This is a genomic window from Nocardioides sp. URHA0032 (assembly GCF_000620645.1).
In the GTDB taxonomy this organism is placed as follows: Bacteria; Actinomycetota; Actinomycetes; order Propionibacteriales; family Nocardioidaceae; genus Nocardioides.
In genome coordinates, this window is record NZ_JIAV01000018.1 from 184,782 (window position 1) to 205,501 (window position 20,720).

Annotated in this window: 22 protein-coding genes; 13 read left to right on the forward strand and 9 right to left on the reverse strand. The window is 71.6% G+C overall.

The window, feature by feature from the left end:
* Positions 1 to 11 precede the first annotated feature (11 nt).
* Together N538_RS24300 and gcvT are read right to left on the reverse strand one after the other, a co-directional pair.
* Positions 12 to 269, reverse strand: coding sequence for a hypothetical protein (locus tag N538_RS24300; protein WP_051548951.1), 258 nt, complete (start codon positions 267 to 269; stop codon positions 12 to 14).
* Position 270: 1 nt separating this feature from the next.
* Positions 271 to 1,374 (reverse strand): glycine cleavage system aminomethyltransferase GcvT, encoded by a 1,104-nt coding sequence (gcvT, locus tag N538_RS0107750; RefSeq protein WP_028636845.1) that lies wholly within the window; start codon positions 1,372 to 1,374, stop codon positions 271 to 273.
* Positions 1,375 to 1,426: 52 nt separating this feature from the next.
* On the opposite strand from gcvT, the gene N538_RS0107755 reads away from it, so the two are divergent.
* Positions 1,427 to 2,929: a leucyl aminopeptidase gene (locus N538_RS0107755; RefSeq protein ID WP_028636846.1), complete on the forward strand. Its 1,503-nt coding sequence runs from the start codon at positions 1,427 to 1,429 to the stop codon at positions 2,927 to 2,929.
* Here N538_RS0107755 and N538_RS0107760 read toward each other — a convergent pair.
* Positions 2,916 to 3,278, reverse strand: a complete 363-nt coding sequence (locus N538_RS0107760; RefSeq protein ID WP_231496161.1) for a hypothetical protein — start codon at positions 3,276 to 3,278, stop codon at positions 2,916 to 2,918. The genes N538_RS0107755 and N538_RS0107760 overlap by 14 nt on opposite strands.
* 82 nt (positions 3,279 to 3,360) lie before the next feature.
* On the opposite strand from N538_RS0107760, the gene lpdA reads away from it, so the two are divergent.
* Genes lpdA through N538_RS0107775 form a run of 3 tightly spaced genes read left to right on the forward strand, consistent with a single transcriptional unit; the run spans position 3,361 to position 7,501 of the window.
* Positions 3,361 to 4,740: a dihydrolipoyl dehydrogenase gene (gene lpdA / locus N538_RS0107765; RefSeq protein ID WP_028636848.1), complete on the forward strand. Its 1,380-nt coding sequence runs from the start codon at positions 3,361 to 3,363 to the stop codon at positions 4,738 to 4,740.
* Between the two features lie 28 nt (positions 4,741 to 4,768).
* Entirely contained in the window at positions 4,769 to 6,550 is a 1,782-nt protein-coding gene (sucB, locus tag N538_RS0107770) for a 2-oxoglutarate dehydrogenase, E2 component, dihydrolipoamide succinyltransferase (protein ID WP_028636849.1), read from the forward strand.
* A gap of 54 nt (positions 6,551 to 6,604) precedes the next feature.
* Positions 6,605 to 7,501, forward strand: coding sequence for a TIGR01777 family oxidoreductase (locus N538_RS0107775; RefSeq protein ID WP_028636850.1), 897 nt, complete (start codon positions 6,605 to 6,607; stop codon positions 7,499 to 7,501).
* On the opposite strand, the gene N538_RS28920 is transcribed toward N538_RS0107775, so the two are convergent.
* A complete protein-coding gene (locus N538_RS28920) occupies positions 7,479 to 7,898 on the reverse strand; it encodes a hypothetical protein (RefSeq protein WP_197025268.1) in 420 nt (139 codons plus the stop codon). The genes N538_RS0107775 and N538_RS28920 overlap by 23 nt on opposite strands.
* A gap of 66 nt (positions 7,899 to 7,964) precedes the next feature.
* Here N538_RS28920 and N538_RS28925 point away from each other — a divergent pair, with 66 nt between their 5' ends.
* The 6 genes from N538_RS28925 to N538_RS0107810 are packed head-to-tail and all read left to right on the forward strand — an operon-like array spanning position 7,965 to position 13,179.
* Positions 7,965 to 8,861, forward strand: a complete 897-nt coding sequence (locus N538_RS28925; RefSeq protein WP_028636852.1) for an alpha/beta hydrolase — start codon at positions 7,965 to 7,967, stop codon at positions 8,859 to 8,861.
* The gene (gene lipB / locus N538_RS24305) at positions 8,858 to 9,562 is read left to right on the forward strand and encodes a lipoyl(octanoyl) transferase LipB (RefSeq protein WP_036569824.1); all 705 of its coding nucleotides are present in this window, start codon (positions 8,858 to 8,860) and stop codon (positions 9,560 to 9,562) included. The genes N538_RS28925 and lipB overlap by 4 nt, the downstream gene beginning before the upstream one ends.
* Positions 9,563 to 9,572: 10 nt before the next feature.
* Positions 9,573 to 10,484 (forward strand): ABC transporter ATP-binding protein, encoded by a 912-nt coding sequence (locus N538_RS0107795; RefSeq protein WP_028636853.1) that lies wholly within the window; start codon positions 9,573 to 9,575, stop codon positions 10,482 to 10,484.
* Complete coding sequence (locus N538_RS0107800; protein ID WP_028636854.1) at positions 10,481 to 11,446, forward strand: ABC transporter permease; 966 nt, start codon at positions 10,481 to 10,483, stop codon at positions 11,444 to 11,446. Before N538_RS0107795 ends, N538_RS0107800 begins: the two co-directional genes overlap by 4 nt.
* Positions 11,447 to 11,480: 34 nt before the next feature.
* Positions 11,481 to 12,425: a lipoyl synthase gene (lipA, locus tag N538_RS0107805; protein ID WP_028636855.1), complete on the forward strand. Its 945-nt coding sequence runs from the start codon at positions 11,481 to 11,483 to the stop codon at positions 12,423 to 12,425.
* 37 nt (positions 12,426 to 12,462) lie between these two features.
* The gene (locus N538_RS0107810; protein ID WP_028636856.1) at positions 12,463 to 13,179 is read left to right on the forward strand and encodes a DUF4191 domain-containing protein; all 717 of its coding nucleotides are present in this window, start codon (positions 12,463 to 12,465) and stop codon (positions 13,177 to 13,179) included.
* Positions 13,180 to 13,242: 63 nt separating this feature from the next.
* Here the strand turns inward: N538_RS0107810 and N538_RS0107815 are convergent, their stop codons facing one another.
* Both N538_RS0107815 and N538_RS0107820 read right to left on the reverse strand, forming a co-directional pair.
* Positions 13,243 to 14,136, reverse strand: a complete 894-nt coding sequence (locus N538_RS0107815) for an LppX_LprAFG lipoprotein (RefSeq protein ID WP_028636857.1) — start codon at positions 14,134 to 14,136, stop codon at positions 13,243 to 13,245.
* A 50-nt stretch (positions 14,137 to 14,186) separates the two neighbouring features.
* Entirely contained in the window at positions 14,187 to 14,597 is a 411-nt protein-coding gene (locus N538_RS0107820; RefSeq protein WP_231496162.1) for an RDD family protein, read from the reverse strand.
* A 193-nt stretch (positions 14,598 to 14,790) separates the two neighbouring features.
* On the opposite strand from N538_RS0107820, the gene glnA reads away from it, so the two are divergent.
* Positions 14,791 to 16,209 carry a type I glutamate--ammonia ligase gene (gene glnA / locus N538_RS0107825; RefSeq protein WP_028636859.1) on the forward strand — a complete coding sequence of 473 codons (1,419 nt, stop codon included), beginning with the start codon at positions 14,791 to 14,793 and terminating at the stop codon, positions 16,207 to 16,209.
* 85 nt (positions 16,210 to 16,294) lie between these two features.
* Here the strand turns inward: glnA and N538_RS0107830 are convergent, their stop codons facing one another.
* On the reverse strand, positions 16,295 to 17,737 hold the full coding sequence (locus tag N538_RS0107830) for a HAMP domain-containing sensor histidine kinase (protein WP_081790350.1): 1,443 nt from the start codon (positions 17,735 to 17,737) through the stop codon (positions 16,295 to 16,297).
* Complete coding sequence (locus N538_RS24310; RefSeq protein WP_051548960.1) at positions 17,734 to 18,462, reverse strand: response regulator transcription factor; 729 nt, start codon at positions 18,460 to 18,462, stop codon at positions 17,734 to 17,736. Before N538_RS24310 ends, N538_RS0107830 begins: the two co-directional genes overlap by 4 nt.
* Positions 18,463 to 18,648: 186 nt before the next feature.
* On the opposite strand from N538_RS24310, the gene N538_RS24315 reads away from it, so the two are divergent.
* Positions 18,649 to 18,969: a PepSY domain-containing protein gene (locus N538_RS24315; RefSeq protein ID WP_051548962.1), complete on the forward strand. Its 321-nt coding sequence runs from the start codon at positions 18,649 to 18,651 to the stop codon at positions 18,967 to 18,969.
* 143 nt (positions 18,970 to 19,112) lie between these two features.
* A complete protein-coding gene (locus tag N538_RS0107845) occupies positions 19,113 to 19,859 on the forward strand; it encodes a hypothetical protein (RefSeq protein ID WP_155992001.1) in 747 nt (248 codons plus the stop codon).
* Positions 19,860 to 19,918: 59 nt separating this feature from the next.
* Here N538_RS0107845 and N538_RS0107850 read toward each other — a convergent pair whose 3' ends face one another.
* Entirely contained in the window at positions 19,919 to 20,644 is a 726-nt protein-coding gene (locus N538_RS0107850) for an ANTAR domain-containing protein (RefSeq protein WP_028636862.1), read from the reverse strand.
* Positions 20,645 to 20,720 lie beyond the last annotated feature (76 nt).

Here is a 20,720-nt window from a genome sequence, read left to right on the forward strand (position 1 = left end):
TGGTCATCCCGCTAGGCATGCAGTGACATGGGGCCGTACACCTGCCGGTCGTGCTCGAACAGCGTGACCGCGTCGACCCCCTCGGCCGCGAGGTCCGACCAGATCTCGCCGACCCAGGACTCGGCGTCGGCCTGCGAGGCGAACCGCTGGCCGGCGAGGTCGCCGGTCAGCGTGACCTCGCCACCCGCGCTGTCCTCGAGCCGCCACCACCACGGCCGGTCGGCTGCCGGTGGCTGGCGGAACGTCGGCGGGTGCTCGGGAAGGTTCATGTCAGGTCTCCCGGACGGACGGGTCGAGGAACGGCGGCTTGGTGAGCTGGAAGATCTCTCGACGCCCGCGCACGTCGACGCCGACCTCGGCGTCCGGGTTCACGAACGACGGCAGCAGCGCCAGCCCGATGCCCTTGCGCAGGGTCGGCGAGAACGTGCCGGAGGTGACCTCGCCGAGCAGCACGTCCGGGGTGAGGCTCACCGTCATGTGCGGGCGCGGGATGCCGCGACCGGTCGCGACCAGGCCGCGCAGCACCCGCTTCGGGCCCTCGGCCCGCTCGGCGGTCAGCACGTCCCGGCCCCAGAAGGCGTCCTTCTGCCAGCCGACCGCCCAACCCAGCCGCGCCTCGTTCGGGGTGACGTGGAGGGAGATGTCCTGGCCGTGCAGTGGGTAGCCCATCTCGGTCCGCAGCGTGTCCCGGGCGCCGAGGCCGCACGCGAGGACGCCGTACTGCTCCCCCGCCGCCATCACCGCGTCCCAGAGCGCCCCGGCAACGGCGTTCGGTGCGACCAGCTCGTAGCCGCGCTCGCCCGTGTAGCCGGTGCGGCAGACCACGACGGTCTCGCCCTCGTACGGCGCCTCCGCGAACGACATGTAGTCGTGCCCGACCGGGAGCCCCACCGCCGCGAGGACCTCGTCGGACTTCGTCCCCTGGACCGCGAGCACCGCGAAGTCGCGGTGCCGGTCGGTGACGGTGACGCCCTCGGGCGCCTCCGCGGCGAGCCGCCGGACGACCTCGGCGGTGTTGGCGGCGTTCGGGATGAGGAAGACCCGGTCGTCGGCGTAGAGGTAGGCGATGAGGTCGTCGACCACGCCGCCGGTGGCGTCGTCGCAGCACAGCGTGTACTGCGCCCGGCCCGGACCGATCCGGCCGAGGTCGTTGGTGAGCGTGCGGTTCACGAACTCGGCGGCGCCCGGCCCCTCGACGACGGCCTTGCCGAGGTGGCTGACGTCGAAGACCCCGACCGACTCCCGGACGGCCGTGTGCTCCTTGACGACGCCGGCGGGGTACTCCAGCGGCATCGACCAGCCACCGAACTCCGCGAACTTCGCGCCGAGGGCCTCGTGCCGGTCGTTCAAGGGGGAGAGCAGGAGGTCCGCCATGGCGGCGAACCTACCGCAGGGCCGTGCTCGCCCCGGCGTCTATCCTGCCCCGGTGACGTCGTACACCCTGCGCAGCGCCAGCCCCGCCAAGACCCGATGCGACGCCGTCGTCGTGGGGGTGGTCCAGGGCGCGAAGGGCCCGGAGCTGGACGGCGCGGCCGGCGACGTCGCCTCGGCGTACGGCCGCAAGCTCCGCCCGCTCATGTCCGGCCTCGGTGTGACCGGCAAGTCCGGCGAGGTCGTGAAGGTGCCGACCGCCGGGGCCATCCCCTCCCCCCTGCTCGTGCTCGTCGGCCTGGGGCGCAACCAGGACGCGACCGCGGTACGCCGGGCCGCGGGCGTCGCCGCCCGCGCGGTCACCAATGCGGCGTCGGTCGCCGTGGCGCTGCCGGCGGACTCCGCGGAGCTCGTGCGCGCGGTCACCGAGGGATGGGAGCTCGGCGGGTACGCGTTCACGGCGTACAAGAAGGACGAGAAGAAGGACGGCCCCGGGGAGGTGGTGGTGCTCAGCGCCGCCGCGCGCCGCAAGGAGGTCATCACTGCGTTCGAGGAGAGCCGGGTCGTGACCCGCGCGGTCGCCGCGACCCGCGACTGGGTGAACACCCCGCCGGGCGACCTGACGCCGCCGAAGTTCGCCGACGCCGTCGTGGCGGCGACCAAGGAGGTCACGAGGGGCCGGGGTGCCCCGAAGATCGGCATCCGGGTGCTGGACGAGGAGGAGCTGGCGGAGCTCGGCTGCGGCGGCATCCTCGGCGTCGGCATGGGCTCGTCGGCGGCGCCGCGGCTGGTCGAGCTGACCTACGCCCCGAAGGGCGCCCGGCACCACCTCGCGCTCGTCGGCAAGGGCATCACCTTCGACTCAGGCGGCCTCACGATCAAGCCCGCGGCGAGCATGAACGACATGAAGTCGGACATGGCGGGTGCCGCGGCGATCGTCCAGGCGACGTACGCGATCGCGACCCTCGGGCTGCCGGTGCGGATCTCCGCGTTCGCGCCGATGGCGGAGAACATGGTCTCCGGCTCGTCCATGCGGCCCGGTGACGTGCTGACGATGTACGGCGGCACCACGGTCGAGGTGCTCAACACCGACGCCGAGGGCCGGCTGATCCTGGCCGACGCGCTCATGCGCGCGACCGAGCAGCAGCCCGACGTGATCCTGGACGTGGCCACGCTCACTGGCCACATGGTGGTGGCCCTCGGTGACCGGATCTCCGGCGTGATGGGGTCCGACGACGTCGTCGCGGACGTCCTCGTCGCCGCGGCGACCGCCGGCGAGGAGATGTGGCCGATGCCGATCCCCGAGGCGATGTCGGAGCGGATCACCAGCAGCAAGGTCGCCGACCTGTCGCAGCACGACTGGATCCGGTGGGGCGGTGGCCTGTTCGCGGCCGCGTTCCTGCGCGAGTTCACGGCCGGGCTGCCGTGGGCGCACCTCGACATCGCCGGGCCGTCGTTCAACTCCGGCAGCGCGTGGGGGCACCAGACCCCGGGCGGCACCGGCGTCGCCGTGGCGACGCTGGTCGACTTCGCGCGGGCGCTCGCTACTCGCCCATGAGCTTCTTGCGGCGGTTGTAGTCGCGCATCCGCTGGGGGATGCCGACGACGGCGGCGTCGTACGACGGGATCTGGTTGCGGTTGCAGAAGTCGTGCGCCCACTTCACCGAGGGCACCCGGCGCCGGGTCCACTCCCCGTCGTGCGCGACGAGCAGCAGCGTCACGTCGCTGACCGCCGTGCGCGGCTCGACGAAGCCCTCGACGCCGCGGCGCTCCGCGGTCCAGGCCTGCAGGTGGTCGAGGTCCATGCCGTCGGCGGCGCGCACCCGCGTCGAGCCGGTGCGTTGAGCGTCGCGTGCCGGCCGGCTCATCTTCGTCGAGCCGCGGCGGAAGCGGTTCATCCATGACATGCGCCCAAGTGTGCCCTGACGGGCTACCGGAGCGTAGGAACCTCGGTGTGGACACGTTGCACGGAAGTGCAAGGATGGCCCCGTGGCCGATCCCGACTTCGACGTTCTCATCCTCGGCGCCGGCTCCGGTGGCTACGCGTGTGCCCTCCGGGCCGCGCAGCTGGGCCTCTCGGTGGGCCTGGTCGAGAAGGGCAACCTCGGGGGCACCTGCCTCCACGTCGGCTGCATCCCGACCAAGGCGCTGCTGCACGCCGCCGAGGTCGCCGACCAGGCCCGCGAGTCCGAGCAGTTCGGCGTGCGGGCGACCCTCGAGGGCATCGACATGCCGGGCGTGAACGCCTACAAGGACGGCGTCGTCTCCCGGCTCTACAAGGGCCTCGCGGGCCTGATCAAGAGCCGCGGCATCACCGTCATCGAGGGCACCGGCCGGCTCACCGGCCCGCGCGAGGTCACCGTCGACGGGACGGCGTACACCGGCAGGAACGTCGTGCTCGCCTCTGGCTCCTACGCCCGCACCCTGCCCGGCCTGGACGTCGACGGGGAGCGGGTGATCACCTCCGAGCACGCGCTGCGGCTCGAGAACGTGCCGGCCTCCGTGGTCGTGCTCGGTGGCGGCGTGATCGGCTGCGAGTTCGCGAGCGTGTGGCGCTCCTTCGGCGCCGAGGTCACCATCGTCGAGGCGCTCCCCCGGCTGGTCGCCGCCGAGGACGAGGCGTCCTCGAAGGCCCTGGAGCGGGCGTTCCGCAAGCGCGGCATCGCGTTCCGCACCGGCACGCCGTTCCAGAGCGTCAAGCACACCGACACCGGCGTCGCGGTCACCGTCGAGGGCGGCGACGTGATCGAGGCCGACCTGCTGCTGGTCGCGGTCGGCCGCGGGCCGGTCACCGAGGGCCTCGGGTACGACGAGCAGGGCGTCTCGATGGACCGCGGCTTCGTGCTGGCCGACGACCGCTGCCGCACGAACCTCGAGGGCGTGTACGCCGTGGGCGACATCGTCCCGGGACTGCAGCTCGCGCACCGCGGGTTCCAGCAGGGGGTCTTCGTCGCCGAGGACATCGCCGGGCTCGACCCGCGGCCGGTCGACGAGGCAGGCATCCCGCGGGTGACGTACTCCCACCCGGAGGTCGCGTCCGTCGGCCTCGACGAGGCGAAGGCCGCGTCGACGTACGGCGCGGACGGCATCGAGACCTTCACCTTCGACCTCGGCGGCAACGGCAAGAGCCAGATCCTCAAGACGCAGGGCTTCGTGAAGCTGGTGCGCCGCAAGGACGGGCCGGTCATCGGCGTGCACCTGGTCGGCGACCGGGTCGGCGAGCTCATCGGCGAGGCGCAGCTCATCTACAACTGGGAGGGGTACCCCGAGGACGTGGCCCCCCTGGTCCACGCGCACCCCACGCAGAACGAGGCGCTCGGCGAGGCGCACCTGGCCCTCGCCGGCAAGCCGTTCCACGCACACTCCTGACAGACGAGAACCGAAGCGAAGGAAGTCCATGGCCACCGAAGTCAACCTGCCGGCACTCGGCGAGTCCGTCACCGAAGGCACCGTCACCCGCTGGCTCAAGCAGGTCGGTGACTCGGTGGCGGTGGACGAGCCGTTGCTCGAGGTCTCGACCGACAAGGTCGACACCGAGATCCCCTCGCCGATCGCCGGCACGCTGCTGGAGATCAAGGCGAACGAGGACGACACGGTCGAGGTCGGCGCCGTCCTCGCGGTGATCGGCGACGAGGGTGAGTCGTCCGGCTCGTCGGACTCGTCCGGGCAGGAGTCCCAGCCGGAGCCCGAGCCGGAGCCCGAGCCGGAGCCGGAGCGGGAGAAGGCCCAGGAGCCCGAGGCCGCCGAGGAGCCCGCCCCCGCGGGCGAGGAGGCCGAGAAGCCCGCCGCGCAGGCCAAGCCGTCCGGCGGCGGCGGTACGACGGTGTCGCTGCCCGCGCTGGGTGAGTCGGTCACCGAGGGCACCGTGACGCGCTGGCTGAAGCAGGTCGGCGACGGCGTGGCGGTCGACGAGCCGCTGCTCGAGGTCTCCACCGACAAGGTCGACACCGAGATCCCCTCACCGGTCGCCGGCACGCTGCTGGAGATCAAGGTCCAGGAGGACGAGACCGTCGAGGTCGGCGCCGAGCTGGCCGTGATCGGTGACGCGGACGCCGCTCCCGCGAAGCAGGAGGAGAAGGCCGAGGAGAGGCAGCCGGAGCCCGAGCCGGAGCCCGAGCCGGAGCCCGAGCCGGAGCCCGAGCCGGAGCCCGAGCCGGAGCCCGAGCCCGCGCCCCAGGAGACGAAGCAGCCCGAGCCCGCGCGGGCGGCCGAGCCCGAGCCCGCCCCGGCGGCCGGAACGGCCGAGGCGTCCGGTGACGGCCCCGGCTACGTGACGCCGCTGGTCCGCAAGATGGCCGCGCAGCACAACGTGGACCTGGCCTCGATCGCCGGCACCGGCGTCGGCGGCCGGATCCGGAAGCAGGACGTCCTGGACGCCGCCGCCAAGGCCCAGCAGCCGGCCGCAGCCGCCCCGGCTCCGGCCGCGGCCGCCGCCTCGGCGCCCGCGCCGGCGACGACCCCGTCCCCGCTGCGCGGCCAGACCGAGAAGCTGTCGCGACTGCGCAAGATCATCGCGTCCCGGATGGTCGAGTCGCTGCAGCACTCGGCCCAGCTGACCCAGGTCATGGAGGTCGACGTCACGAACGTCGCCCGGTTGCGCGAGGCCGCCAAGGAGGACTTCCTGGCGCGCGAGGGCGTGAAGCTGACGTACCTGCCGTTCTTCGCGAAGGCCGCGATCGACGCGCTCAAGGTGCACCCCGCCCTCAACGCGACGATCGACACCGAGGCGGGCGAGGTCACCTACTTCGACCGCGAGCACCTGGCCATCGCGGTCGACACCGAGAAGGGCTTGCTCACCCCGGTGATCAAGGACGCCGGCGACCTGTCGGTGGCCGGGCTGGCGAAGAAGATCGCCGACGTGGCGGGCCGCACCCGGTCCAACAAGATCGGCCCGGACGAGCTGTCCGGCGGCACGTTCACGATCACGAACCTCGGCAGCTTCGGAGCCCTGTTCGACACCCCGATCATCAACAAGCCGCAGGTCGCGATCCTCGGCCCCGGCGCGGTCGTCAAGCGCCCGGTGGTCATCGACGACCCGAACCTCGGCGAGACGATCGCGGTGCGGCACATGGTCTACCTGTCGCTCACCTACGACCACCAGCTGGTCGACGGCGCCGACGCGGGCCGGTTCCTCCGGGACGTCAAGCAGCGGCTCGAGGCCGGCCAGTTCGAGATCTGACGCCTCGGTGTCACCATGAGACCGGGACTTGCGGCCACATGACAGGCTGACCGCATGCCGAAGTCCGTCGTGATCGCCGGGGCATCGGGGTTCCTCGGCACCCACCTCGCCGAGGGGCTCACCGGCCGCGGCCACTCCGTGGTGGCGCTGGTGCGGCGGCCCGCGTCGGGACCCGGCGAGTCGACCTGGGACCCGTACGCCGGTGAGCTCGACCGCGACGTCATCGAGGCCGCCGACGTGGTGGTCAACCTGGCCGGCGCCCCGACCGTCGGCAACCCGCACTCCAGGACCTGGGCCCGCGAGCTCCGGGAGAGCCGGATCACGACCACGACCGTGCTCGCGGAAGCGGTGGCGGCGAGCGCCGGCAAGCCGGCGTTCCTGGCCGGCAACGCGGTCGCCTGGTACGGCGACCACGGCGACGAGGTCGTCACCGAGGAGTCCGACAGCCGCGGGGACGGCTTCCTCACCCGGGTCACCCGCGAGTGGCAGGACGTCGCGGCCCCGGCCGCCGAGGCCGGCGCCCGGGTCTGCTTCCTCCGCACCGCGCCGGTCATCGACCGGGAGAGCGCACCGCTGAAACAGCTGCGGATCCTGACCAGGCTCGGCCTCGGCGCCCGGCTCGGCAGTGGCCGGCAGCACATGGCGATGATCAGCCTGCGCGACTGGGTCGGCGGCGTCACGCACCTCGTCGAGCACGACGACGTCAGCGGACCGGTCAACCTCTGCAGCCCGGAGACGCCGACGAACCGGGAGTTCACCGACGCGCTCGCGCGGGCGCTCGGCCGTCGGGCGCGGGTGGGAGTCCCGACCTTCGCGATCGAGCGGGGGGCCGGCCGGCTGGCACCCGAGGCGCTGGGGTCGCTGAACCTGCGGCCGGCGGTCCTCGAGGCTGCGGGCTACCGGTTCCGGGACCGCACCGTCCACGAGGTCATCCGGACCGGGCTGGGCTGAGGACCGAGCAGACCCGCCACTCCCCCTCGAGCTGCCGGAGCGTCACGACGTGCCGGGTCGGGAGGTCCCGGGGCAGCGTCAGCAGACCGGGTACGGCGATCCCGCCGGCCACCCGGTCGGTCACCTCGAGCACCAGCGCGGCCGGCGTACGCGCCCGGACGTGCACGCGGAGCAGCTGCATCCGCAGCCCGCTCACCCGCATCCCCCGCGCCGACCAGGCCCGCAGCATCGTCGCGTCGCGGCGGCCGGCGACCGACCCCGGCGCGTACAGCGACCGCAGGCCGGCCACGTCGCCCCTCGCCCAGGCGGCCGCCCGCCGCTCGTCCCACGCGTGCAGGACGTCGGCGGGCGCCGGCCCGAGAGCGAGCACGGTCGGCAGCAGCAGGGCGGGGAGCACGGGGACCACCTACCCGTTCCGCGGGTCGTGCCCGGGTTCCTCCACAGGGAGTGCCACACTCGACCCGTGCTGAGCCGTCGCACGCTCCTGCTCGGGGGCACCACTGCCGGGGCCGTCCTCGTGGCCGGTGCCGCCGCCGGCGTCGAGCAGGGCGTCCTGCCGGGGAGACCGTGGCTGCAGTCCACCCTGCACCTCAACGGCGCCGCCGGGACGATCCCGGACGTCGAGCCGGGGCAGGTCGAGCACGGCACGTTCGTCTCCAGCGCTCGCCTCGGGGCCGAGACCGGCTGGGTCCTGATCCATCCCCCGGGCCACCACGAGCACGTCCCGCTGGTGGTCGCGCTGCACGGCCTCGGCGAGGACTCCGGCTCGCTGACCGGGCCGTCCTTCGGACTGCCCCAGTACCTCGCCGCGGCCGTGGCGGACGGCGTCCCGCCGTTCGCGATCGCGGCGGCGGACGGCGGCGCGTCGTACTGGCACCTGCGTCCCGACGGGGAGGACGCGTCCGCGATGGTCACCGACGAGCTGCTGCCGCTGCTGCGGCGCGGGCACGGCGTGCGCACCGACCGGATCGGCCTGATCGGCTGGTCGATGGGCGGGTACGGCGCCCTGCGCCTGGCCGGCGACCTCGGCAAGCAGCGCGTCGCCGCGGTCGTCGCGGCCAGTCCCGCGATCTGGAGCGACGCGGGCAGCGCGTCGAAGTCCGGCTTCGTCGATGCCGAGGAGTACGACAAGTACTCGGTATTGGGCCACCAGGAGGACCTGGACGGCATCCCGGTGCGCATCGACGTCGGCACCGGTGACCCGTTCTACCGCGACGTCCAGGACTACGTGCACGCCTTCCCCGACGACGCCGACGTGACGAGCAGCTTCCAGCCCGGCGCCCACGACCCGGCGTACTGGCGGCGGATGCTGCCCGCCGAGCTGGCCTTCCTCGGGTCGGCAGTAGGCTCGAGGGCGTGAAGTTCGAGGACGTCGGGACCGTCGACTACCTCGCCGCCTGGGAGCTCCAGCGCGAGGTCCACGCCCGGGTCGCCGACGGCGCGCAGGACGACACCGTGCTGCTGCTCGAGCACCCGCCGGTGTTCACCGCCGGCAAGCGCACCGAGCCGCACGAACGCCCGCTCGACCCCGGGGGTGCGCCGATCATCGACGTCGACCGCGGCGGCAAGATCACCTTCCACGGCCCCGGCCAGCTGGTCGGCTACCCCATCGTCACGCTCCCCGACCACGTCAAGGTCGTCGACTACGTCCGCCGGGTCGAGGAGGCGCTGATCCGGGTCTGCGCCGACCTGGGCGTGGTGACCGCCCGGGTGCCCGGCCGCAGCGGCGTCTGGCTCCGGGCGGACGAGCGCGGCCCGGAGCGCAAGGTCGCCGCCCTCGGCATCCGGGTCAGCCGCGGCGTGACCATGCACGGCTTCGCGCTCAACTGCGACGTCGACCTGGGCTGGTACGACCGGTTCGTGCCGTGCGGCATCGCCGACGCCGGCGTCACCTCGCTGAGCCGCGAGCTGGGGCGCGACGTGACGGTCGCCGCGGTCACGCCGTACGTCGAACGGCACCTGCGCGAGTACCTCTCCTGGGCGCCGTACGACGCGACCCCGGACTACGAGGCGCGGCCCGACCCCGCGCGCCAGCCCCGGATCGAGCTGATCACGCCGTAGCCTCTCGCCGGTGACTGACCTCGTCATCGAGACCTCCGGACTGCGCAAGGAGTTCGCCGGCCGCCGCGGCCGCCGCGTCGCGGTCGACCGGCTCGACCTGGCCGTGCCGGCCGGGGGCGTGCACGGCTTCCTCGGGCCCAACGGGTCCGGCAAGACCACCACGATCCGGATGCTGCTCGGGCTGGCCCGGGCCACGGCGGGCGAGATGCGGCTGTTCGGCCAGCCGGTGCCGTCCGGGCTCCCTCGCGTCATCGGCCGGATCGGCGCCGTCGTCGAGAGCCCCAAGTTCTCCCCGAACCTCACCGGCCGCCAGAACCTCCTCCTCCTGGCCCGGTCGATCGGCGCCCCTGCGACGATGGTGGACACGGCGGTCGAGACGGTCGGGCTCACCGGCCGCGAGCGGGACCGCTACAAGGCCTACTCGCTCGGCATGAAGCAGCGGCTGGCGATCGCGGCGACCCTGCTCAAGCAGCCGGACCTGCTCATCCTCGACGAGCCCACGAACGGCCTCGACCCGGCCGGCATCCGCGAGATCCGCGAGACGATCCGCGGGCTGGGCGAGTCCGGCGTCACCGTCCTGCTCAGCTCGCACATCCTCGCCGAGGTGCAGCAGGTGTGCACCTCGGCCACGATCATCGGCCAGGGTCGGCTGCTCGCGTCGGGCCGGGTCGACGAGCTCGTCGGCGCGAGCACGGCGTACCGGGTCGGCGCGCCCGATCCCGGGGCGGCCGTCCTGGCGCTGCGGGACGCGGGCTTCACGGTGTCCGACGACCTCGTCGTCGAGACCGACCGGCCCGCCGAGCTCACGCGGACCCTCGGGGCCGCCGGGATCTGGCTGACCGAGCTCACGCCGGTACGCCGCGACCTGGAGTCGGTGTTCCTGGAGCTCACCGCCGGCACCGAGCTGGGGGCCGGACAGTGACCCGGCTGGTCGGCGTGGAGCTGACCCGGCTGCGCTGGCGGCGCGCGGTGCTCGTGCTGCTCCTGCTCGCCGTGGTGATCCCCGCGCTCATCGCCGCCGCCCGGGTCTGGTCCACCCGTCCGGTGTCCGAGGGCGAGATCGCCTCCGTCGTGCACGGCAACGCCGGCCAGATCTCCATGTGCGCGGAGCACCCGCGCCGCTTCGGGCTGCCCCCGAGCGCCGACGAGCAGGCGTGCACCGACCAGATCGTCGAGTGGAACACGGGCCGCGAGAAGCTGAGCCTGGCCCGCGAGCGCACCGGCGGCTCCGGCATGGGCGTGGTCGCCGTCCTCACCACCCTGGTGTTGCTGGCCGCGACGACGTTCGTCGGTCACGACTGGAACAGCGGCTCGATGAGCAACCAGCTGCTCTTCGAGCCACGCCGGACCCGGATCTGGACGGCCAAGGCGATCGCGGTGACCCTGGTCGCGCTCGTCGCCTCGGCGCTGGTGAGCACGGCGTACTGGCTGACGATCTGGGCCACGGTGAAGGCGCGCGACCTGCCCGTCGTCGACGGAGCGCTCCGGGACTCGATGGCCTACGGCTGGCGGGGCGCGGCGTACGCGACCGCCGCGGCGCTCGGCGGCTACGCGTTGACGATGCTGTTCCGGAGCACGGTGGCGACCATCGGCGTCCTGTTCGGGGTCGCGGTCGCCGGCGGGATCGTGATCGCCACCCTCGGGATCGGCGAGCAGTGGCAGCCCCAGAAGAACGTCTCCGCGATCGTGAAGAACGGGACGACGTACTGGGTGGAGGTGCCCCAGTCCTGCTACCAGAGCCGGCCCGGGCAGGACACGGCCGCCGACGGGTGCGACCCCACCCGGCACCTCTCGCTGGCCCGGGGCGCCGGCTACTACGGGACGGCGCTGGTGCTCACCATCGGCGCGTCGGTGGTGTCGTTCCGGCGGCGCGACGTGCCGTAGGGGCCGTTCGGGCCGCCGCGTACAGTTGGTCCACGTGACGCAAGCTCCCTCATCCGAAGGACGCAAGCTGCTTCGACTCGAAGTGCGCAACGCGGAGACCCCGATCGAGCGCAAGCCGGAGTGGATCAAGACCCGGGCCAGGATGGGCCCCGAGTACCAGCACCTGCAGAGCCTGGTGAAGTCCGAAGGGCTGCACACGGTCTGCCAGGAGGCGGGCTGCCCCAACATCTTCGAGTGCTGGGAGGACCGCGAGGCGACGTTCCTCATCGGTGGCGACCAGTGCACGCGGCGCTGCGACTTCTGCCAGATCGACACCGGCAGGCCGCAGCCCCTCGACCGCGACGAGCCCCGTCGGGTCGCGGAGTCGGTGCAGACGATGGGCCTGAAGTACGCCACGATCACCGGCGTCGCCCGCGACGACCTCGAGGACGGCGGGGCGTGGCTGTACGCCGAGACCGTGCGGGTCATCCACGAGCTCAACCCCGGCACCGGCGTCGAGAACCTGATCCCCGACTTCAACGGCAAGTCCGACCTGCTCCGCGAGGTCTTCGAGTCGCGCCCCGAGGTGCTCGCGCACAACGTCGAGACCGTGCCGCGGATCTTCAAGCGGATCCGCCCGGCGTTCCGCTACGAGCGCTCCCTCGACGTGATCACCCAGGCCCGCGACTTCGGGCTGGTCACCAAGTCCAACCTGATCCTCGGCATGGGCGAGACCCGCGAGGAGGTCTCGCAGGCGCTGCGCGACCTGCACGCCGCGGGCTGCGAGCTGATCACGATCACCCAGTACCTCCGCCCCTCGGTGCGGCACCACCCGGTCGAGCGCTGGGTGAAGCCCGAGGAGTTCGTCGAGCTCAAGGACGAGGCCGACCAGATCGGCTTCTCCGGCGTGATGTCCGGGCCGCTCGTGCGTTCGTCGTACCGCGCCGGTCGGCTGTACCGTCAGGCCATGGACGCCCGCGCGGGCGTCGCCACCGCCTGACCGCCCATTCCTGACCCAGAACGAGGCACCACACACGATGGCCAAGGACCCGAAGCCCGTCGACCCGGAGAAGATGAGCCGGCGCGCCCAGTTCGTCGAGACCTACCGGATGGCCCGGCGCTCCGACCCGCGCCTCGGCGTGTGGCTGATCGGCTCGTTCCTGGTCGGCGCCGTGGTCGGCTTCGCGGTGTTCTGGTTCCTGCCCGGCGAGGGCGTGCTCGGCACCATCCTCTCGATCGTCTGTGCGCTGCTCCTCGGCTCGCTGCTGGCGATGATCGTGTTCGGCCGGCGCGCCCAGCGCGCGGCGTACGCCCAGATGGAGGGCCAGCCCGGCGCCGCCGCGGCCGCGCTCCGGACCCTGCGCCGGGGCTGGAAGTCCGAGCCGGTGATCGCGTTCAACAAGCAGCAGGACGTCGTGCACCGGGTGGTGGGCCCTCCGGGCATCGTCCTGGTCGGCGAGGGCAACCCGCACCGGCTGCGCGGCCTGATGACCGCCGAGCGCCGCAAGCACGAGCGGGTCGCCACCGACACCCCGATCCACGAGGTCGTGTGCGGGAACGGCGAGGGCGAGGTGCCGCTGCCGAAGCTGGTGAAGCACCTCCAGAAGCTCGGGCGTCGGGTCAAGCCGGCCGAGATGACCGACATCCTCAACCGGCTCAAGGCGCTGGACGCCAACCGGTCGAACATCCCGCTGCCGAAGGGCCCGGTGCCGACCAGCATGAAGGGCATGCGCCAGAACATGCGGGGCCGGTAGGTCTCGATACGCTCGCTGGCGCTCGCTACTCGACCCGCGAGTGGTCTCGGTATCGAGACCCGGTCAGGCGTTGCCCGACCCGCTGGTCAGGCCCTGCATCATCGAGCCGAGGTCGGGCATCTTGATGACCTGGTCGGCCGGCGGGGCCTGGATGTCGACGGCCTTGCCCCAGTCGGAGACGGTCATCTCCATGGAGGCGTCGCTGCCGCCCATCGGCAGGTTGTCCATGCTCATCTTCGTGAACCGGTTCTGGTCGTCGAGCCACAGGTCGTAGGTCACGGAGTCCGGCAGCTGGGACTGCGCGGCCTCGGGGAGGTCCGCGCCCATCGACGCCATCATCTTCTTCATGTCGATGGTGAGCGCGTAGTGGTCGAGGCCGTCCTCGGCGCCGACGTACGTGACCTTCGAGATGCCGCCCTTCATCAGCTCGAGCGCCTTGCCCGGGTCCATCTGGTCCATCATCTTGTCCATGCCCATCGCGGCCAGCGGGCCGTTCGGGTCGGACGGGTCGATCTTCCAGAACTTGCCCTGCGTGAGCTGGCCGATCGACAGGTACATCACGCCGTCGACCATCCGGATGTCCATGTCGCCGGCCGCGGCCGCGGCCGCGGGCAGCGTCATCGTCATCGCCATGCTCGGCGGGGTCGAGGTGTAGTCCACGTCGCCCTCGGCGGTGATCTTCCCGGCTGCGCCGGCGGAGATGTCCATCGTCATGTGGGCGGTGGTGCTGGCCTTGACCCCGTCCTCGACGGTCTGCACGAACTCCGCAGGGTCGACGGTGTCGCCCTCGGAGAGGCTGCTCGCCAGCGCCGCCCCGGTCGAGGAGTCCGAGGCGGACGGGTCGGTGGCGGTCGTCTTGTCGTCGCTGTTGCAGGCCGCGAGCCCTCCGAGGGCGAGAACGGCGATCGTCGCGGCTGCCGTACGGCGTACGGCTCGAGTTCCTGTGGTCCGGCGCATGTCACTCAGGGTAGACGGCCACCCCCAGCACCGGACGTGGCCCGTTCGGGCTATCCGGCTGCCCTCATGACCTGGAGGGTGACCGTCGCGGAGCCGGCCGCGATGTCGTGCAGGCCCCGGCGGTCCGGGCGGAACACCAGCGGCGGGATGACGAGCGCCACCAGGATCTCGCGAGCCAGCGAGCGCAACGGGTCCAGCCGCCCGCCGGTCTCGACGTTGATCACGCGCAGCCGGGTGGCGAGCTTGCCGAACGAGCCGCCCGCGGTGCAGGTCAGCGCCGCCGACTCGAGCACGAAGACGATGAGCACGTAGACGCTGCCGGGGCCGCCGGTCCTGGAGTAGTCCGACCAGCCCATGAACAGCACGACCACGAACGTGCTGGCGATCCAGTCGACGATCAGCGCCAGCGCCCGGCGGCCCCAGGACGCGGTCTCGTAGGGCAGTGTCTGAGGGCTCGGCACGCCGGCCAGCGTAGGACGCTCCCCCGCGGGTCCGGTCACCGACCACCTGTTACATGCCGGAAACAAACCGGATACGGTCGAGAAACTGCCCGTGCATACGGTGCGGACACCGGTTGGTGCAGTGCCGCACCGGCCGCTGGTTCGCAGAGGCTTTTTTCACGGCTGGACCCCCGCGTCCAGCCAAGGAGGACGAATGTTCCAGAACAGCGACGAGCTGCTCAAGTTCATCAAGGACGAGGGCGTCGAGATGGTCGACGTGCGCTTCGTCGACCTGCCCGGGATCGAGCAGCACTTCACCGTCCCGGTCTCGTCGTTCGGCCAGGACGTCTTCGACAACGGCCTCGCGTTCGACGGCTCCTCGATCCGGGGCTTCCAGGCGATCAACGAGTCCGACATGGCGCTGTTCCCGGACCCGTCCACGGCGTACGTCGACCCGTTCCGTACCGCCAAGACGCTGAACCTGAGCTTCTTCATCCACGACCCGATCACCGGCGAGGCGTACTCGCGCGACCCGCGCAACATCGCGCGCAAGGCGCTGGCGTACCTGAACACCACCGGCATCGCGGACACGGCCTTCTTCGCTCCCGAGGCGGAGTTCTACATCTTCGACAACGTCCGCTACTCCACCACCGCCAACGAGGGCTACTACCACATCGACTCCGTCGAGGGCTGGTGGAACTCCGGCAAGGAGGGCGACAACCGGGGCTACAAGACCCGCTTCAAGGGCGGCTACTTCCCGGTCTCGCCGTACGACCACTACGGCGACCTGCGCGACGAGATGGTCAAGAACCTCGAGGCCTGCGGCCTGCTGGTCGAGCGGGCCCACCACGAGGTCGGCACCGCCGGCCAGGCCGAGATCAACTACCGCTTCGACACGCTGCTCAAGGCCGCCGACGACGTGATGAAGTTCAAGTACCTCATCAAGAACACCGCCTGGGAGGCCGGCAAGACGGTCACCTTCATGCCGAAGCCGATCTTCGGCGACAACGGCTCGGGCATGCACGTCCACCAGTCGCTCTGGAAGGACGGCGACCCGCTATTCTACGACGAGACCGGGTACGGCGGCCTCTCGGACGTCGCGCGCTGGTACATCGGCGGCATCCTCAAGCACGCGCCGTCGCTGCTGGCGTTCACCAACCCGACCGTGAACTCCTACCACCGCCTGGTGCCGGGCTTCGAGGCACCGATCTCGCTGGTGTACTCCTCGCGGAACCGCTCCGCGTCGGTGCGCATCCCGATCACCGGCTCGAACCCGAAGGCCAAGCGCATCGAGACCCGGTTCCCCGACCCGTCGGCGAACCCCTACCTCGCGTTCTCCGCGCTGATGCTCGCCGGTGTCGACGGCATCAAGAACAAGATCGAGCCGGCCGCCCCGATCGACAAGGACATCTACGAGCTCCCGCCGGACGAGATGGCCGAGATCGACCAGGTCCCGACCTCGCTCGGCGCGGTCCTCGACGCCCTCGAGGCCGACCACGAGTTCCTGACCGTCGGCAACGTGTTCACGCCCGACCTGATCGAGACGTGGATCGACTACAAGCGCACCCACGAGATCGCACCCGTCCAGCTGCGTCCGCACCCGCACGAGTTCGAGCTCTACTACGACATCTGACCCCGGCGGCTCAACTGCCGCTGACCTGCATGGACGCGCGGCCCCGCTGAGGACTCCCCCAGGTCTCCCCAGCGGGGCCGGACCGTCACCGGCCAAGGACTCGGGGCGCGGCTGGGAGGAGGAGCCGCATCGTGGCGCCGCGGTCGGCGGCGATGAGGTCGAGGTGGCCGCCGTTGCGCTCCGCGAGGCCGCGAGCGATGGCAAGGCCGAGTCCGCTTCCGCCGTTGCGGGTGCGTGACGTCTCGGCGCGGTAGAACCGGTCGAAGATGCGGTCCCGGGAGTCGGCCGGCACGCCGGGTCCGTCATCGGCGACCAGCAACCACGCCCAGCGGGTGCACGTGGGCTCCTCGGGAGTTCCGGCTGCCGGACGAGGAGCTCGAGGAGGAGGAGCGGGGTCCGCGCCGTCCTCGTGGTCGTCCTCGCAAGCGTCGACGGCGATCACGACTGTGGACCTTGCGTGCGCCACGGCGTTGTCCAGCAGGTTGCGGACCGCCCGGCGGACGTCATCGGCGTTCGCGTACGCCGGCGCGGCCGACACCGCGGAGGTGTCGACCTCTACCCGTCCGTTGACCCGGGCGCGCGCGGCCTCCTCAAGAACGAGGCTGTCGAGATCGATCATGGCGGGCGCCGGGGGTCCGTTGGCTTCCATCGACGCGATCACCAGCAGGTCGCCGACGAGGTGCTCCATGTCCGTCGTGGCGCCGAGCACATCGGCACGGAGCCGACCTGCGTCGATCTCGTTCGGTCTCGCCAGCGCCACCTCGAGTGCGACCCGCTGGGCGGCCAGTGGGCTCTGGAGGTCGTGGGAGACGTCCGCCACGAAGTCCCGCTGCCGCTGGGCCGCGGCGTCGAGCCGTTCCAGCATCGCATTCATCGTCGCGGCCAGTCGTCCGACCTCGTCGTCGACACCATCGCCAGCGACCCGTGTGTGCAGGTACTCCTCGGAGATCCGATCGACCTCGGCCCGGATCCGGTCCAGCCGTCCGATGACCCGGCCCAGCAGCAGCCAGATGACGACACCGAGGAGAACGACGACCACAGGGATCCCCAGCCAGAGCGACCGCCTCAGCGCTGCGGACGCCTCGGAGACCGTCTCCAGGCTGTCTCCGACATAGACGGTGACGGTGCCCTCCGGGCTGGGGCCGGAGGCGTACCAGAAGCGGTACGTCTCGGTCTCGCTGTCGTCGGGCGCCCGGAACGTGGCGGTCTGGAGAGACGCACCCGGCCGGAGATCGGCTACGGCCGGTCGCCCTTTGATGTTCGGCGACGCTGCCAGCACATGACCGTCGGCGTCGACCACCTGGGCGACGCCGTTGCCGTCGACGTTCCGGAGCGCCGTAGGCAGGTCCCCCGTCGACGCGAGGGTCAGCAGGTCGTCGACTCGCGATCGGGACAGCTGGTCGGAGGCATCGGTCAGCCGGCCCTCCAACGTCGCGACCAACAACGCAGACCCGAGCGCCAGGAGTGCCGCGAAGGCGAGGGCGCCGAACAAGGTGGCTCGTGCTCGCAGGCTCAGCCGACGCCTCATGCGCTGAGCTCCCCTGGCTCGGCCCGCTCCGGCTTCGCCGGCCCTTGAGGTGCCCGGTCGTCAGTGACCCGGTAGCCGACCAGCCGGACCGTCTGGAGCGAGGTCCGCCCGAACGGTTCGTCGATGCGCTGGCGCAGCTGGCGCACGTACACCTCGACGATGTTCGGGTGCCCGTCGTAGGCGAAGTCCCACACGTGCTCCAGGATCGTCGCCTTCGACTGGACCTGGTCCGGGTGCCGCATCAAGAACTCCAGCAGGGAGAACTGTCGCGGGGTGAGGTCGATGCCGGCCGTACCGCGCCAGACACGGTGGATCGCTGGATCCAGTCGCAGATCGCCGACCTCGAGCACGGTCGGCCGTTCGCGGCTGCCGCGTCGTACCAGCGCCCGCAGCCGCGCGGTGAGCACCATGAACGAGAACGGCTTCGACAAGAAGTCGTCGGCCCCCGCGTCGAGGGCCTTTGCTTCCTGCTCGGGCCCGCTCCTCGCGGTCAGCATCAGGATCGGCGTCCAGTCTCCGGAGTCGCGACGCCGCGCGCACAAGATGTCGCCCGGGACACCGGGCAGCATCAGGTCGACGACCATGGCGTCGTAGGCGTTCTCGGCGGCGAACCACTCGCCATCGGTGCCGGTCGAAGCGACATCGACCGCATACCCTTCGCCCTCCAGACCACGACGCAGCGCCGCCGCGAGCTGCTTGTCGTCCTCGACCACCAAGATCCGCACGCGATCACGATCGCACCCTGCACCTGAACGCGCGCTGACGAGCCGCTGACCGAGCCGGGACCGAGCCGGGTCCACGCCACCGGTTCCCACTCGCCGCGCACGGGCGATTCAGGGTGGCTTCAGCAGCTACGTCGCAGGCTGGAGCCAGGCCGGTGAAGACCCGGGAGGAGTCGGGAAAGGACAGTCATGCGCAAGCGGGTGGTCATCGCCGCCGCAGGAGCTGGGGCGGCACTGGCCGTCACCGCCGGAGGCGTCGCCGTCGCGACGAGCGGGGACGACGGATCCTCCAGCCACCAGTACACCCAGGAGCAGGCGGACGCTGCGACGAGAGCCGCGCTCGAGGCGACCGGCGGAGGGACCGCGAACAGCGTCGAGACCGACAACGAGAACGGCGCGACCTACGAGGTCGAGGTCACCGAGCCCGACGGCACCACCGTCGACGTGCGTCTCGACGAGGAATACAAGGTCGTGGTCATCGAGGGTGACGGCCAACCCCCCGGCAGCTGACTCAACGGCGTGGACGGCGGGCCGCAGAGGACGTTCTACGTCCCTGCTCCTCCCGCGCCGAACCGCCGCGCTCGGCCTCCGGTCGTCCCCGCAGGTCATTCGAGGCAGGCCGCGAACCAGGTTACGAGGCAAGGAGCAGACCCATGAGGACCAGAGTCGCAATCTCGGCGGCAGCCGTGCTGGCCGCCGCAGCGGCGGGAACCGTGGCGACGGTCGCCACCTCCGCCGACGCATCCCACGGCACCCTCGCCGGGTCCACCGCCCGAGCGATGGAGCCGGCGAACTTCCGGCACCCGGCACCGAACAGCTACTTCCCGCTCCGTCCGGGCACGGTGTTCCGCTACCGCGGCCGTGACGGCAGGCAGCACCTCACCGAGAGGGTCGGGGTCACTCACCGTACGAGGATCATCCAGGGCGTTCGCACTCGGGTGCTTTCTGACGTGCTCCGACGCTCCGATGGCAGCGTCGCGGAGAAGACCTCGGACTGGTACGCCGCGGACGACCGTGGCAACGTCTGGTACTTCGGCGAGCGGACCGCGACCTACGACCGGCACGGAGACGTGCAGAGCCGTGAGGGCTCCTGGCAGGCCGGCGTCGCGGGCGCGGTGGCTGGGACGATCATGCCCCGCAGCCCCCGGCCCACCGACGCGTACCGCCAGGAGTTCGAGCGCGGGTCCGCCGAGGACCAAGCCTGGATCGTGCAGCGCGGCTTCGCAGCCGAGGTCGCCTATGGCACCGTGCACCACGTTGTCCGATCCCTGGAATGGAGCCGGCTCGAACCGGGCGTCGTCTCGGTCAAGCTCTACGGCCCCCACCTCGGCGTCATCCGGGAGTCCGACATGGCCGGCGGCGAGGAGAGGTTCCAACTCGTCTCGGTCCGCCGTCCCTGACGCCGGGCCGACCTCGCGGGCGCTGCTGTCATTGCCTTCCTGCAGCCGGGGCCGAAGGGCTACGGATCTGACGCCTCCCGACCTTCACGAGCACGGATGACGGCCCGGGCGAGGTCGACCGCGTCGACCCCGGCGCGTTGGGCAGCGTCTCGGAGGTGGGCTTCCGCGGCATCGATGCCGAGGCCGAGCTCAGCGGCGAGGATGCCGGTTGCAACATCGATCAGGATGTGTTCGCGGAGTCGGCCAGGGCTTGCTTGCGCTTCGCGACGCGTGGCGAAGGAGAGATCCGCATTGGTGACAGCGCCGGCGGCCCACGCGCCGAACACGTCCGCCAGCTGTTCGTGGTGACCCACGAACGCGCGCCGCGATGCGGCGTAGAGGTTGACCGTGCCCACTGCCCGACTGGCCGTGATGATCGGCAGGGTCAGGGTGCTGCGCACCGTGTGCGCCGCGGTCGCTTGGGCAAAGAGCTGCCACCGCTCCTCGCTGAGGAGGTCATCGTCCCTGAACTCCCGAACCTGGGTGTTCAGGGCGCCGTCCACACATGGCCCGTCAGCGGCGTACTGGATGGCATCGAGAACCGCTATCTCCTTGGAGGTGGCCACCAGGGTGAAGGTGACGTCCTCGTCAAGGCGAGCGATGCTCACTCCCACCAGGTCGGGGACGATGTCCTGCGCCTGGTTCGCCAACCCGCGCAGCCGGGCCAGCAGGGCGCCGTCATCTGCTGACGGGTCGAGCTCGTTCACTGCCTCGACCGTCTCCGGTGTCGGCTCCAGGGGCGTCATCGCTGCCCACTCTCCACGACGCGGAGGTTCGCCAGGCTCTCGTCGGCTGCACCTTCGATCATGATGTTCCGTTCAC

Coding starts and splice junctions, on each gene's coding strand:
- N538_RS24300 (WP_051548951.1), bottom strand. CDS start 269: ATGAACCTTCCCGAGCACCCGCCGACGTTCCGCCAGCCACCGGCAGCC.
- gcvT (WP_028636845.1), bottom strand. CDS start 1,374: ATGGCGGACCTCCTGCTCTCCCCCTTGAACGACCGGCACGAGGCCCTC.
- N538_RS0107760 (WP_231496161.1), bottom strand. CDS start 3,278: ATGTCATGGATGAACCGCTTCCGCCGCGGCTCGACGAAGATGAGCCGG.
- sucB (WP_028636849.1), top strand. CDS start 4,769: ATGGCCACCGAAGTCAACCTGCCGGCACTCGGCGAGTCCGTCACCGAA.
- N538_RS0107775 (WP_028636850.1), top strand. CDS start 6,605: ATGCCGAAGTCCGTCGTGATCGCCGGGGCATCGGGGTTCCTCGGCACC.
- N538_RS0107810 (WP_028636856.1), top strand. CDS start 12,463: ATGGCCAAGGACCCGAAGCCCGTCGACCCGGAGAAGATGAGCCGGCGC.
- N538_RS0107815 (WP_028636857.1), bottom strand. CDS start 14,136: ATGCGCCGGACCACAGGAACTCGAGCCGTACGCCGTACGGCAGCCGCG.
- glnA (WP_028636859.1), top strand. CDS start 14,791: ATGTTCCAGAACAGCGACGAGCTGCTCAAGTTCATCAAGGACGAGGGC.
- N538_RS0107830 (WP_081790350.1), bottom strand. CDS start 17,737: ATGAGGCGTCGGCTGAGCCTGCGAGCACGAGCCACCTTGTTCGGCGCC.
- N538_RS24315 (WP_051548962.1), top strand. CDS start 18,649: ATGCGCAAGCGGGTGGTCATCGCCGCCGCAGGAGCTGGGGCGGCACTG.
- N538_RS0107845 (WP_155992001.1), top strand. CDS start 19,113: ATGAGGACCAGAGTCGCAATCTCGGCGGCAGCCGTGCTGGCCGCCGCA.
- N538_RS0107850 (WP_028636862.1), bottom strand. CDS start 20,644: ATGACGCCCCTGGAGCCGACACCGGAGACGGTCGAGGCAGTGAACGAG.